The sequence below is a fragment of the Oceanispirochaeta sp. M1 genome, assembly GCF_003346715.1.
Lineage (GTDB): Bacteria > Spirochaetota > Spirochaetia > DSM-2461 > DSM-2461 > Oceanispirochaeta.
In genome coordinates, this window is sequence record NZ_QQPQ01000026.1 from 1 (window position 1) to 13,035 (window position 13,035).

Sequence of the window (13,035 nt, forward strand, 5' to 3'; positions counted from 1 at the left end):
AAAATGTAAATGCCTGGAAAAATAGAATGAATAAGCAGAAAGTAAAGTTTGATTGGAAATTTACCTTTAAGAAGGCGAAAATTAAGTTCCGGCTGGATGATTAAAATTCAGCCGGTCATGACACTAGTTTAAAAGGGACAAAGACAGAAAAGAATATCCTCACCGCATTTTGCGGAGAGTCACAGGCAAGAAACCGTTATACATACTATGTGAGCAAGGCTAAAAAAGAGGGCTTTGCTCAGGCTGCCTGGGTATTTGAAGAGACTGCAAATCAGGAAAAAGAGCATGCCAAACGGCTTTTTAAATTGCTTGAAGGCGGAGATGTTGAAATAGCAGCCGCTTTCCCTGCAGGGGTTATCGGCACAACTTCTGATAATCTGGCGGCAGCAGCAGCAGGTGAGCACCATGAGTGGACAGTGATGTATCCTGAGTTTGCTGTAACGGCAAGAGAAGAGGGATTTGATCAAATAGCTGTTATTTTCGAAGCCATTGCGGTTGCAGAAAAACAGCATGAGAAAAGATACCTTGGTCTTAAGAAAAATATTGATGCTGGAACAGTCTTCAAGAAAGACTCTTCAGTTGTATGGCGCTGCATGAACTGCGGTTATATTTACGAAGGTAAAAGCGCGCCGGAAGTATGTCCTGCATGTGCACATCCTCAGGCTTATTTTGAGCTTCTGGGTGAAAACTGGTAATTTTCCGCCCAGGTCTATTGTTCTATATCACCCGGGCTTTATATGAGATTCGGCAGGATGGAAAAGACAGGGCAGGAATAATATAGATTTTTATTAGGAGATAGATATGATAGCTGTAAATCAGGTATATAAATGTGATCACTGTGGTAATATTGTTGAAGTACTGACTGCGGGTGGTGGCGAACTTGTGTGTTGTGGTGACCCTATGAAACTGCAGGAAGAAAAAGCTGCTGATTCTTCAACCGAAAAGCATGTTCCTGTGATTGAAAAAATTGATGGCGGATTCAAGGTGACCGTCGGAAGTACACTGCATCCAATGACAGAAGAACACTCCATTCAGTGGATTGAGCTTATTGCTGACGGAAAAGTATACAGACAGAATCTCAAACCTGGAGATGCTCCTGTTGCAGAGTTCTGTGTAGAGGCTTCTGAAGTTTCTGCCAGAGAGTATTGCAATCTTCACGGCTTGTGGAAAGCCTAGTCACTTGCTAGTATAAAATGTCTTGTTTCAGGACGATTAATGACTATAATAAAAATTGAAGCACAAAGCTTCCGGAGGTAATGACAATGAAATATGTATGTGATGTTTGCGGTTATATTTATGATCCTGCAGATGGTGATCCCGATAACGGAGTAGCCGCAGGAACCGCATTTGCCGATATCGCCGAAGATTGGGTATGCCCTCTCTGTGGTGCTGAAAAATCCGATTTCTCTCCTAACGACTGATATCAGATTTAATCAAATATGGAAAAACCGTCCTTTTCAGGACGGTTTTTTTATTCTTTGTATTATACTCTTAGTAGCTACAGTATTAGAGAACAGGAGCTTATTATGGACTTTTATTCAGTACTGTCCCGCTATTATGATGAGGTTTTTCCCCTATCAGAAGAGTGCAGCGGGTTTGTACAAAAAAATATGAACAGCGGAGGAACCCTGCTGGATGCGGGATGCGGTACGGGTGAACTTGTTCTGCATCTGCAGAAAGAGGGGATTCAGGCCCATGGCTTTGATCTTGATGAGGGGATGATTCTAAGTGCAGCCTCTGCTGCCGCGGATGCCGGATTACCGGGTAATGATCTATTCAGAATCGCCAATCTGAGTGAAATGAAGAATCAGTATGAGGATAAATCCCAGGACGTTTTAAGCTGTCTGGGGAATACCCTGATACATATTCCCTTTAATGAGCAGTTCCAATTTCTGCAGGATACAGCGAAAGTACTGAAACCGGGGGGCCTTCTTATTCTGCAGATTCTCAACTACAACAATATCCTGCATGATGGTTTGAAGTTTCCTCTTATTGAGACGGAAAACTGTATTTTTAGACGGACATACGAAGCCCGGGAACTGGTAGGGGAACTTGACTTTGTTACAGAACTTGAAATAAAAAACAGCGGGGAGACATATACAAACAGTATTATTCATTATCCCCTTCTTCCCGAAACACTCATGGCTGCCTTAAGCATGTCAGGTTATTCCGGCTGGGAGACATTCGGGTCCTATGATGGCAGTCCTGCAGGGGAAGGGAAGCTTCCTCTGATTATTACGGCCCGCATTCCTGATTGAAAAGTCTGCTCAGGTCATCTGAAGGCTTTTCTGCGCACCCAACCTCAATAAGTGGTCACACACTACAATGGCTGCCATAGCCTCCATTACAGGGATTATACGGGGACAGATGATGGGGTCATGTCTGCCCTCTGTGATAATCTCGCATTCATCACCCTTCATATTGACCGTACTCTGGGGAGATGAGATCGAAGCCGTGGGTTTCACGGCTGCACGGAAAATGATTTCCTGACCCGTTGAGATCCCTCCGGTGATTCCTCCGGCATGGTTGGTGACAAAGCCGTCAGAGGACATATCATCGTTGTGCTCTGTTCCGAACATATCCGCCGCTTTAAAGCCCTCACCGATCTCAAAACCTTTTACGGCGCCGATGGACATGATTCCCTTGGCAAGATCCGCCTCAAGTTTATCAAATACGGGTTCTCCCAGACCCGGAGATACTCCCTCTATTCTGCACTCTATGATTCCACCGGCGCTGTTGCCCTTGTCTATAAGTGATTCAATAACCTCAATCATCTTTACTGCAGCATCGGGGTCACAGGCTCTTACTGGATTCTTCTCAATCTGTTCCGGAACATATTTTTCGCATCTGATTCCTGCCGCGGCAAGTGTGTAGGCGGTAATGGTGATTCCCTTTTCTCTGAGGATCTTCTTGGCTATGGCGCCGGCTGCAACACGAGCTGCTGTCTCTCTGCCCGACGCACGGCCGCTGCCACGCCAGTCTCTGATACCGTATTTCTTATGATAGGTATAGTCAGCATGACCCGGACGGTATTTATCCATCACATCGTTGTAATCACTTGAGATTGTATTTGTGTTGTGAAGTATCATCATCAGGGGGGTACCGGTGGCTTTACCTTCAAAGGTGCCGCTCTGGATGGTCACCTCATCACTCTCCTTGCGGGGAGTCGTTATGTCGGACTGACCGGGTTTCCGGCGGTCCATTTCCGGCTGGATATCTTCTTCTGAGATAGGGAGTCCGGGAGGTACGCCGTCGACGATAACACCCACACTCCTACCGTGGGATTCTCCGAAAGTGGTAATTCTGAATGCTGTTCCGAAACTGTTACCGCCCATATACGCTCCTGATGACCTGAACCGTTTTTTCAGCAGACTCCTGCTGATCCAGGCCGTGAATATTAATTATATGATCACCCTGCTCAAGCAGAGTCGTTCTTCTTTTTTTATACAGTTCACCAAAAGAGGTTTTGGGATCATCTCCCTCCAGAAAGGGGGGAATGCCTTTTCGTATGATTCTCTCAAAGAGGATATCCTCTTCTTCATCAAGTATAAAGATTCGGGCACCCGCATCTTTGAGCAGTTTAACTGCTTCAGGATTTTCCAGGGTTCCTCCTCCCAGAGAGAGAATACTCAGTTCATCCTCAGTAGACTCCCCGAGATAAGTCCTCAGGGCCTGGGCTTCCTTCTGCATAAATGCATCGCCCCCCTTTTCTCTGTACCATTTTCTGACAGACCACTTGAAGGGGAGTATCTTCAGGATGAGATCATCCAGGTCGTGAAAGGGGAGTTCAAGTCTTTTGGACAGAATATGTCCTACTGTAGATTTCCCTGTGTGTTTGATTCCACCCAATATAATTACCGGCATATTTGCATTTTTTCAAACACTGAGTCAAAAGGCAAGCCCCATTGAGTAAATAAGCAATGCTAAAAAAGAATATTAAAATGCCGATAAATAGAATAACACCCTCGGGTTCCGGGCTTATTAGGCTGGAAAGCTGTGTTTCAGCTTTATAATCGGGAGTGGAATTAAAACAGCGGGATTGCAAATCAGTCCCCACAGCAGAGGAGTTCAAAATGAAATCTTACAGCATTAAAGGCACACCCGGACGGAAAGATATACTGGAAGTCCTGAGAGAAAACAAAGACGGTTATCAGGTTAAAATTATTCGCGACAGAAGCGGCTGGATGGAAGAGAAAAAAGAATTCATGCCCAGGGAGCTTTTTGATACCTGTATCCGCACAGAATATCTGAAACCCATCACCCCGGGGATCTGATTTCCCCGGTTCAGCAGATCATTGGTTACCATAGGACTGTTCAATTAAGAACAGCATTATACATTAATCCTGATCGTACCAGAAACTGATCTGCTGGCGCAGCTCTTTTACTCCGTCTTTTTTGACAGAAGAGAGGGTCTGTATGCTCCAGGGAATAGGCAGTCCCTTCAGAGCCTTATTCATTTCACTCAGTGTTTTCTGTCTTGCACCGCTCTTTATCTTATCTGCCTTACTCAGCACTATATGAACTTCTCTATCCCCCGTAACTGCCAGATCAAGCATAGCCCGGTCAAGCTCTGTCAGAGGGTGTCTGATATCCATTACCAGCACGATTCCCACAAGGGACTCTCTCTTGAGGATGTAGTCGGTCATCTCCTGCTGCCAGCGTTTCTTCTCTTTGGGGGGAACTTTGGCGTAGCCGTATCCCGGCAGGTCCGCTATACGCAGATCATCGGTAACCTTGAACATGTTAATATGCTGCGTCTTGCCGGGTACTGATGATGTCTTGGCAAGATTCTTTCTGTTGGCAAGGGCATTGAGAGCACTGGATTTACCAGCATTTGATCTGCCGGCAAAGGCTATCTCTATTCCATTTTCCTGGGGCAGTGCTTTTACATAGGCCCCACTCATTACAAATTTGATGGTATTGAAGTTTATTTCTTTCACGGGCTTATAATAGCGGAAAAGGGGAGGGAAATGAAAGGGGAGGCTTTGTACAGATGGAAAGAATAGTTTATTATCCATTCTATGAAGATAAGAATGAATACAGTTCTATTGGGAATACTCACACTCATAGCCCTGGGCGCTGTACTCCATGTCATGCAGCTGGTATTTTTACCCCTGGTTATAGCGGTCCTTCTATCGTTTATTCTTACCCCACTGGTCACTCATTTTAATAAAAAAATATCACGAACCCTGGCTGTATTGCTGGTTATCATAATCCTTATAGTGGTCCTCTATGTGATCGGCTGGTTTTTCTATACGAGTATAACTTCGTTTATTTCGGTCATCGGTTATTATCAGGACAGGTTCAGCATTATTATCAACGAGCTGGTTCTCCGCTATAATCTGCCCGATGATATTCTGGAGCTTATGGAGATCTCAGGCAGCCTGAGAACCGGAGTCTATAATATTTCGATCTCCTTTGTGAATTTTGCGGGTCAGCTGATTATTGTGCTCTTCTTTGTGGTTTTCATGCTTCTTGAAAATCCCCTGTCTGAGCGAAAAATGAAAATGGCTTTTCCCAAGTTAAGTGTTCAGACCCGTCTGAGTGCAATCATCAAAAAAATTACATCACAGATCGCCAGATATCTGACTGTAAAGCTTGGAATCTCAGCAGCCACGGGTGCTCTTGTGGCTCTATGTCTCTATTTCATTGGTCTTGATTTCTACCTGATGTGGGGCTTTCTGGCCATCCTGTTCAACTTCATACCCAATATCGGCTCCACTGTGATCATGATTGCAACAATACTTATGTCATTTATACAGTTTTATCCCGAGTGGAACCCAATTCTGGCTACCCTTATCACGATGCCCCTTATTCAGATGATTTTTGGTAATTTCCTTGATCCCAAACTGCAGGGGAATCAGCTGGACCTCTCCCCGGTAATTATCCTGGTCTCTCTGGTGTTCTGGGGATGGATCTGGGGTATTCCGGGTATGTTTCTGGCAGTTCCCCTTGCTGAAGCCATTAAAATCATCTGTGCCAATATTGAAACCCTGGAACCCGTCAGCATTCTGATGAGCAGCGGGAAGGCACTTAATACAAGAAGGCGAAAGAAAAAAAACAATCCTGAGACGGACAATGCTGAACCTGAGAGTTCAGAGCTCCCTGTGGATTCAGAAAATAAGGAAAAATAAATAATGAGCAGACTTGATGCCATTCTCTTTGATATGGACGGGACCCTTATGGATTCCGAACCCTGCTGGCTGCGTGCCGACCTTGCGATGATAGCCGCCTTCGGTGGTTTTATGACCGAGGAGGAGCACGATGCCTGTATCGGTATGGGGGCCGTCACCTTTCTCCCCTATGTACAGGAGAAGTACGGTATAACAGCTTCCTTCGATGAAATGAAAGAATTCCAGGAAAAAACATTTCTTGAGATTGCCAGAGCCGAACTCAAACCCTTTTCCGAGATGATCGAATTCTCACGCTGGGCCAGAGAGAAGGCCATACCCATTGCAATAGCCTCAGGGTCCACTAACCATATAATAGAGGAAATGACGGCCCTCACGGGGATTCAGGAGCTGTTTCCTGTAAGAGTGTCCTCTCACGAAGTGGAAAAGGGCAAGCCTTTTCCCGATGTATTTCTGGAAGCGGCTAAACGGCTGGCTGTAAAACCCGAGAACTGTCTGGTTATTGAAGATTCACCCGTAGGTGTCATGGCCGCCTATCAGGCAGGGATGCACACTGTTGCCGTACCCCCACCTGTTGTGCAGGATCCAAAGGGATACCTGAACAAAGCCGACCATCTTTATGAGGATGGTATGCTCGGATTCAGTTCAGAAAAGATGATCCTCTGGCTGAAGGAATACTTCAGCGACAGCACATTCTAATCTGAAGATTTAAATCAGGACTCTTCAAAGATTCCCGTATTAGAGGGAGTCGCTTCCTCCTGGGCAGCGGTTCCTGCCATCTCTCCCATATTCATCTCTATCTCAACAATACCCTCATCTCCACTGTCAGTTTTAGCAGGTATACGGATCAGCGCATTAGCGGGCCCATCCTTGGGGACCAGGAAAATATTCTGCAGGAAATCACTTGAAATAGAGGGAAGGAATACAATCCAGGCCTTGAAAGGCTGATCGGGAGTGACGATGATAGTGTCCCCGCTCATGGTTTTCTTCATATTTGCCTTTTTCTGTGCCTGTTCAAAGTCACTGTCATAGTAGGGCTGCCAGTCGATGTCTAATGTCCGGCGGGAACGGGCTCTTGATTCTGAGCGGTCGTCAAGTGAAATAGTAATATCCCTGAGTTTAATTTCCACTTCAGAGCTCATCGTTGTGATGGTGGTGTCAAAGACAAAGAACTGCTTTCGCGGGAGTTTCCCGGGGTAGTTATAGTAGGGGTTGTAATCATCTCCGAAACGTTTCCGGCTCTCCTGCTCTGTCACATAGCGGAGTTGAAATACAATATCCCCCACAGTTTTCTCTATTACAGGTGTGTCGGGAGTAAATTCAGTACTCTGGCAGGCAGTCAAGATAAGCAGTGTCATAAGAATCAGAGGGAGGATTAAAATCCGTTTCATGGGTTTTCCTTCAGAAATAAAATTGAGATATGCAGGATATCACAGAATATAAACCCCCGAAAGGCAGGGTTTGTTACTTATAAATAAAAACTGCTCCCCGAAGGGAGCAGATATTAGCAATCTAAGTAATCAGAGAACTGATTAGAAAGAAGCACCAACTTTTACATACATGTTACCAGTGTCACTCAGTTCAGCATCATATGCTTTGAACTCAGATCCGTCTGTGTAACCGATGCTGTATTTAACACCGTCGAGTGTGTAGTCAACACCAACTTCGTATCCAAGTGTGTCACCCAGGTCGTCGAAAACAAAGGAGTTTTTAACGGCAGCTGTTACATTGAACATCTCGGCAGCGGCCCAAGTTACATTGAGTCCAAGACCGGAGTCTGCAGCAAAGTCAGATCCATCGTAGAAAGCTGTTTTGAAAGCAATACCGGGAGTTACAGAACCGATAACGTATTTAGCAGCAATACCAATTTCAGTATTCATTGGTTTTGTACCAGTTACACCAGTAGCAGCCTGAAAATCTTTTTCAAGATCTGTTTCCCAAAGAACACCTACGGAAAGAGCGTCAATAACGAGACCGAGGTTGGCACCGATCATGTCACCAGCTTCATCAATGGCGTCGCCATCGCTGTCAGCAAGGTAAGAAAGGTTAGACATTGTGTAGTAAACAGAAACCTGTGCGGGACCGAATGTTCCGTAAGCGTTCACTGCAAACTCAGCAAAGTTATCAGCATCGAAGTAACCGTTGGCTGCATCTGCTGCTTTTTCAAAGTAAGAAGCGGGGAATACAACGGCGTCAATCATGATCATGTCAGCAAAACCGAATGTCAGAACTGTTCCGAGCATTGAGTTAGTTGTGAAATCAGTGTCATCAGCTTCATATCCCTGACCGATTTTGGCATCTCTACCAGCATCTTCGTATCCACCAACACCGGAGTAGTCAGCAGGCTGATAAGTCTGTTTACCCATTTTATATGCGAAAGAAACAGGTCCTTCAACACCGAGGGCACCAGTTACATCCTGGCTCAGAGTCATGAGAGTTGCAGAAGCATTAGAGTTTTCATCAGCCTCAATACCTACAGAGATAGTTGAGAACTCACCAACTTTTCCGTCGAGGGAAATTTTAGTGTCGTTACCAGTATCAGTTGCAAAATCAGAAAAGTCAGTACCGTATTTGAACTCTACAGAACCAGTAAATCCAGTTTCTGCGAAAACGGGGGCGGCTACGAGAGCCAGAACGATTGTTAATAAAACAATAGTCTTTTTCATATTACTTTCACTCCTACTTGTTTTTTACAGAACATACGTCCTGCGTAATTTATACAATTAACTCGATATTAGGAGTCATATTTGTTGATAATATGAAGGAATTGTGAAGAGTGTGTGAAGCAAGGAAAAAATAACACCTTTTTAACAGTCCTAGGTGCTCTGTGTTCTTCCTTACTGTGAAGATAGTATGTAGGAGGCTATGTTAAGAATTCTTAAAAGTCCTTTTTCAGCCGTGATTTAGGCTGAATTTGAAGCAGACAAGCCCCTGAGGCAGATTTTCAACCTTAATTGAACCCTTATGGAAAGAGGCAATATGGCTGGCTATGGTTAATCCCAGGCCGCTGCCCTGCTTTTTTCTGCTGTTATCGGTTTTATAGAGGGGATCAAAGAGGTGATCCAGATGTTCTATGGGTATGTGTCCTTCATTCAGAATGGTGAATACGGGACTTTCGGAGCTTCCTTTCAGCTTTATTTCCACAGAGGAATGAGGCTGACTGTGCTGTACTGCATTCTTGACCAGGGCTTCTAGTGCCCGGCTGCATAGATCAAAATCACAGAACACCGTGTCCACCGACGCCTCCCAGTTCAGTTTTACCTGATGTGATTCCGCAAGTTGCTGGAGAGAGTCGAAAATACTGAGCCTGAGACTTTCATTCTTTACTTTCTTTACCAACAGGGTGCGGCCGGCATTTTCCAGTTCTCCCAGAATCAGAAAATCCCTTGTCAGAGACTCCATAGTCTCAAGTTCGCTTATTATTTTATCCCAGCGATCTTCTGTCAGCACAAGCGCTCCATCCCGGCATGCGGTAAATTGTGTGCGCATGGCAGTCAGGGGGGTGCGGAGGTCGTGGGCTATGCTGGTGGACCATCGCTGTCTACGCTGCTCTTCTGTTATGAGCATGGTCTGTAGAGAACCCGCAGCTACATTGATGGATGCCAGTTCCTGAGTAGGGGTGTTCTTGAATTCTTCAGTCCGCGATCCTGCTGCCAGATTTATCAGAGAGCGTACTGTATTTCTTGCCTCTTTAGTAAATCTGCCTGAGATACTGTATGCCAGTAGAAAGGAGAGCACAGTTGACGTTATAAGTCCCAATAATAAAAGCTGAATGATGCGGGATATAAATATATTGTTATGTTTCAGGTCTCTGAATTTAAGAGGGACTATTTCAACAAAGCCTCTCAGCTGATCTTTCAGATAAAGGGGGGATGCAAGTGATATCTCACCCTTCAGGGGAGTATAGTCGCTGAGGGTCGGGTTAATCCAGACGCCCAGTTCCTCCTCCTCAGGAGAAAAAAGGATAAGCTGTGCAGTATTGATCAGACTGCTGTCATAATCATTTAAGAGCTGGGAGGCAGTGCCTGAATCCAGGACACCTCCTGTCTCCATGACACCCGTCAGGAATTCCATTACAACCTTATGGGATTCCTGTTCTACAAGATAGTTCCAGTATTTACGTGAACTGCTGAATCCCAACAGCAGGGACATTACAAGCAGAACAGTATTTAATAGGATAATAAGGAAAAAAGCCGCCAGCATTCTGGCGCGCATGGATCTCACTTACTGTTTCCTGCAAACCTGTATCCGTAGCCTCTCACAGTTTCAATCCAGTCCGGATTCTGCAATTTGGCACGCAGGTTCTTTATATGGGTATCCACGGTCCGGTCATATCCTTCAAAAGAATATTCCAGACAACGGTCCAGTATCTGCTCCCGGGAGACAACGGCTCCACCATTGGAAGACAGGTATAGGAGGATTTTCCACTCTGCGGCTGTAAGTTTAAGCAGCTGGTTGTTCAACATTGCCTTGTGGGAATCTTCATCGGTGGTCAATATCTGACCATCAAGTTCCCAGCCCTGCATCTTCTTCTGAGGGACGGCAGTTCCCGTTCTTTTCAGAACAGCGCCTACTCTCAAAACCAGCTCTTTTGGAGAAAAGGGTTTGACGATATAATCATCCGCCCCTACTTCAAATCCGGTAATACGATCCGACTCAGATTCACGGGCTGTCATGAAGATGATAGGAATATCCGATTTCTGCCTGATCTCCTTGGCGAAAACGAAACCGTCTCCGTCAGGAAGCATGGCATCCAGTATCAGAAGTTCCGGGCTTTTGGCTGCTATTGCATCCTTAACCCTGCCCAGGGTATCAAATTCTTCCACTTCATAATCAGAAAGCTTCAGATATCCTGAAACAGCTTCCCGTATCGAGTCATTGTCTTCAATTACAAAAATCAGTGCCATACTGATATTTTGCCTGAAAAGAATTGATTTTACCAGTCCTTTTTGCCTTGAGCTCTAAAAATCTCCTGGTTAAGAATGATGGCAGAGCATATTGTTCCCATTTTGAAGTTGATATGGAGAGCTTGAGGAGATGTTTAAAAAAAAGTGATTGTATATTAAAAGAAAAAGTAATATACAAAATCTAAATATAAAAGGAGTAGGTAAATGAAAAAAACTATTTTAATTGGTCTCGTATTAGTACTTGTCAGTGCTGGTTTCCTAAGTGCTCAGGCAAGGTTTGGTTTAAAAGTGGCGGGTGGTTTGTCATCCTATACCGGTTCAGATTGGAATGATGTCACAGACCTCAGTTCAATTGTTGATAATAAACTGGGATTCTCCTACGGTGGAGGAGTATTATTAAATGTTGCTTTCTCAAAAATGTTTTCAATACAGCCTGAAATCCTTTACAGTTCTTTAACGGGAGGAAGGACTTTTCCTGATTATGATTACAATTACGAGTGGCGAGAGAATACATTGGAAGTACCTGTTTATCTTCAGCTGGGATTCCCTGTGGGGAATGGTAAATTCTTGATTATGGGTGGTCCTGATTTTTTTTATACCTTTGGTGAAATCAAATATAAAGATTCTGATGGTTATGAGACCTCAGTTGCAGCATCAGATGATATGGATAATCTTTTCAGAATCGGGTTTGCTGCCGGTATTGGATATGAAGTCAATAATATCCAGTTTGCTGCCCTATACAAAAGAGCACTCAGCTCTCAACTTGATTCTTTTGAAATACACAATCAAAACATGACATTGGAGATAGCTTACTTGTTCTAATCAAACAAAGAAGTCATCAATTTAGAGGGCGGTTTTCCGCTCTCTTTCCTTTTATAAAGGACTATGTTAAAATCGCCCGCATTAAATGACAGCCTGATGTACAATCAGCTTTACTAAGAAAGGATCTTCTATAATGAGCAAAAAAGTAGTTCTTACAGGAATAAAACCCACCGGAATGCCTCATCTGGGAAACTATCTGGGAGCCATCAAACCGGCTCTGAGTCTTACCGAATCCTACGATACCCGTTACTTCATTGCCGACTACCACTCTCTGAACAGTATTAAGGAGCCCGAACTTCTTAAAAGTTACACATATGAGATAGCAGCCTGCTGGCTGGCCTGCGGTCTTGATCCCGAGAAAACCCTTATCTACAGACAGTCTGATGTTCCTCAAACCTTCGAGCTGTCCACCATGATTATGGCATTCACTTCCAAAGGGTTGATGAACAGGGCTCATGCCTATAAGGCACAGCTTGATCAGAACAGGGAGAAGGGGAAGCCTGAGGATCACAATATCAATATGGGACTCTATACCTATCCCGTCCTGATGGCCGCGGATATTCTTCTTTTTGATACGAATCTTGTGCCCGTTGGAAAAGACCAGGTTCAGCATATAGAGATGGCTGTTGATATCGCTCAGGCGGTAAACCGTAATTATAAAGAAGAGCTTCTGACTCTGCCTGAGGCATTTGTATCAGAAAACACGCAGGTGGTTGTTGGTATGGACGGACGGAAAATGTCCAAGAGCTATGACAATACCATCCCCCTGTTTCTGCCCGAAAAAAAGCTGAAAAAACTCTGTAACAAGATTGTGACAAATTCTCAGACTATGGAAGAAGCAAAAGATCCTGAGACATGTAATGTTTTTACTCTGTATAAGCTCTTTGCCACTCAGGAACAGCAGGATGCACTGGCCGCACGTTACCGTGCCGGCGGAATGGGCTGGGGCGAAGCAAAGGCTGAGCTTTTCAATCTTCTCAACACTACTATTTCTCCTATGAGAGAGCGGTATAACCAACTCATGGAAGATACATCCTATATCGACAAGATACTGGCCGATGGATCCGAAAGAGCCAGAACCATTGCTTCTGCAAAAATCAGCAGACTCCGCAAGGCCATGGGCTTTATAAATTAGTTTCTTAACGATTTCTTAATGAAATGGGATAGAAAAGGGG

General features: G+C 44.6%; 16 protein-coding genes. 9 read left to right on the forward strand and 7 right to left on the reverse strand.

All coding sequences use genetic code 11. The features are described from left to right. Window positions 1–155: 155 nt before the first annotated feature. From rbr to DV872_RS17250, 4 genes are all read left to right on the forward strand, one after another. Window positions 156–695 carry a rubrerythrin gene (gene rbr / locus DV872_RS17235; protein WP_114631196.1) on the forward strand — a complete coding sequence of 180 codons (540 nt, stop codon included), beginning with the start codon at window positions 156–158 and terminating at the stop codon, window positions 693–695. A 106-nt stretch (window positions 696–801) separates the two neighbouring features. Then, entirely contained in the window at window positions 802–1,176 is a 375-nt protein-coding gene (locus DV872_RS17240; protein ID WP_114631197.1) for a desulfoferrodoxin, read from the forward strand. Window positions 1,177–1,262: 86 nt separating this feature from the next. After that, window positions 1,263–1,421, forward strand: coding sequence for a rubredoxin (gene rd / locus DV872_RS17245; RefSeq protein ID WP_114631198.1), 159 nt, complete (start codon window positions 1,263–1,265; stop codon window positions 1,419–1,421). 105 nt (window positions 1,422–1,526) lie between these two features. Continuing rightward, entirely contained in the window at window positions 1,527–2,258 is a 732-nt protein-coding gene (locus tag DV872_RS17250) for a bifunctional 2-polyprenyl-6-hydroxyphenol methylase/3-demethylubiquinol 3-O-methyltransferase UbiG (RefSeq protein ID WP_158547027.1), read from the forward strand. Window positions 2,259–2,267: 9 nt separating this feature from the next. On the opposite strand, the gene aroC is transcribed toward DV872_RS17250, so the two are convergent. Next, a complete protein-coding gene (gene aroC, locus DV872_RS17255) occupies window positions 2,268–3,335 on the reverse strand; it encodes a chorismate synthase (RefSeq protein WP_114631200.1) in 1,068 nt (355 codons plus the stop codon). Then, window positions 3,325–3,864 (reverse strand): shikimate kinase, encoded by a 540-nt coding sequence (locus DV872_RS17260; RefSeq protein WP_114631201.1) that lies wholly within the window; start codon window positions 3,862–3,864, stop codon window positions 3,325–3,327. The genes aroC and DV872_RS17260 overlap by 11 nt, the downstream gene beginning before the upstream one ends. A gap of 209 nt (window positions 3,865–4,073) precedes the next feature. Between DV872_RS17260 and DV872_RS17265 the strand changes: the two genes are divergently transcribed. Continuing rightward, entirely contained in the window at window positions 4,074–4,274 is a 201-nt protein-coding gene (locus tag DV872_RS17265) for a hypothetical protein (protein ID WP_114631202.1), read from the forward strand. 63 nt (window positions 4,275–4,337) lie between these two features. On the opposite strand, the gene yihA is transcribed toward DV872_RS17265, so the two are convergent. Continuing rightward, complete coding sequence (gene yihA / locus DV872_RS17270; RefSeq protein ID WP_233516434.1) at window positions 4,338–4,940, reverse strand: ribosome biogenesis GTP-binding protein YihA/YsxC; 603 nt, start codon at window positions 4,938–4,940, stop codon at window positions 4,338–4,340. Between the two features lie 81 nt (window positions 4,941–5,021). Here yihA and DV872_RS17275 point away from each other — a divergent pair, with 81 nt between their 5' ends. Next, on the forward strand, window positions 5,022–6,134 hold the full coding sequence (locus tag DV872_RS17275) for an AI-2E family transporter (protein ID WP_114631204.1): 1,113 nt from the start codon (window positions 5,022–5,024) through the stop codon (window positions 6,132–6,134). A gap of 3 nt (window positions 6,135–6,137) precedes the next feature. Further along, a complete protein-coding gene (locus DV872_RS17280) occupies window positions 6,138–6,830 on the forward strand; it encodes an HAD family phosphatase (RefSeq protein ID WP_114631205.1) in 693 nt (230 codons plus the stop codon). 14 nt (window positions 6,831–6,844) lie between these two features. Here DV872_RS17280 and DV872_RS17285 read toward each other — a convergent pair whose 3' ends face one another. The 4 genes from DV872_RS17285 to DV872_RS17300 form a co-directional block, all read right to left on the reverse strand. Next, entirely contained in the window at window positions 6,845–7,522 is a 678-nt protein-coding gene (locus DV872_RS17285) for a hypothetical protein (RefSeq protein WP_114631206.1), read from the reverse strand. A 141-nt stretch (window positions 7,523–7,663) separates the two neighbouring features. Further along, window positions 7,664–8,797, reverse strand: a complete 1,134-nt coding sequence (locus DV872_RS17290) for a hypothetical protein (protein ID WP_114631207.1) — start codon at window positions 8,795–8,797, stop codon at window positions 7,664–7,666. A 226-nt stretch (window positions 8,798–9,023) separates the two neighbouring features. Next, complete coding sequence (locus DV872_RS17295; RefSeq protein WP_230391627.1) at window positions 9,024–10,346, reverse strand: cell wall metabolism sensor histidine kinase WalK; 1,323 nt, start codon at window positions 10,344–10,346, stop codon at window positions 9,024–9,026. A gap of 5 nt (window positions 10,347–10,351) precedes the next feature. Continuing rightward, complete coding sequence (locus DV872_RS17300; RefSeq protein ID WP_114631209.1) at window positions 10,352–11,038, reverse strand: response regulator transcription factor; 687 nt, start codon at window positions 11,036–11,038, stop codon at window positions 10,352–10,354. Between the two features lie 204 nt (window positions 11,039–11,242). On the opposite strand from DV872_RS17300, the gene DV872_RS17305 reads away from it, so the two are divergent. After that, window positions 11,243–11,860 carry an outer membrane beta-barrel protein gene (locus DV872_RS17305; protein WP_114631210.1) on the forward strand — a complete coding sequence of 206 codons (618 nt, stop codon included), beginning with the start codon at window positions 11,243–11,245 and terminating at the stop codon, window positions 11,858–11,860. A 133-nt stretch (window positions 11,861–11,993) separates the two neighbouring features. Beyond that, window positions 11,994–12,995, forward strand: coding sequence for a tryptophan--tRNA ligase (gene trpS / locus DV872_RS17310; protein WP_114631211.1), 1,002 nt, complete (start codon window positions 11,994–11,996; stop codon window positions 12,993–12,995). Window positions 12,996–13,035 lie beyond the last annotated feature (40 nt).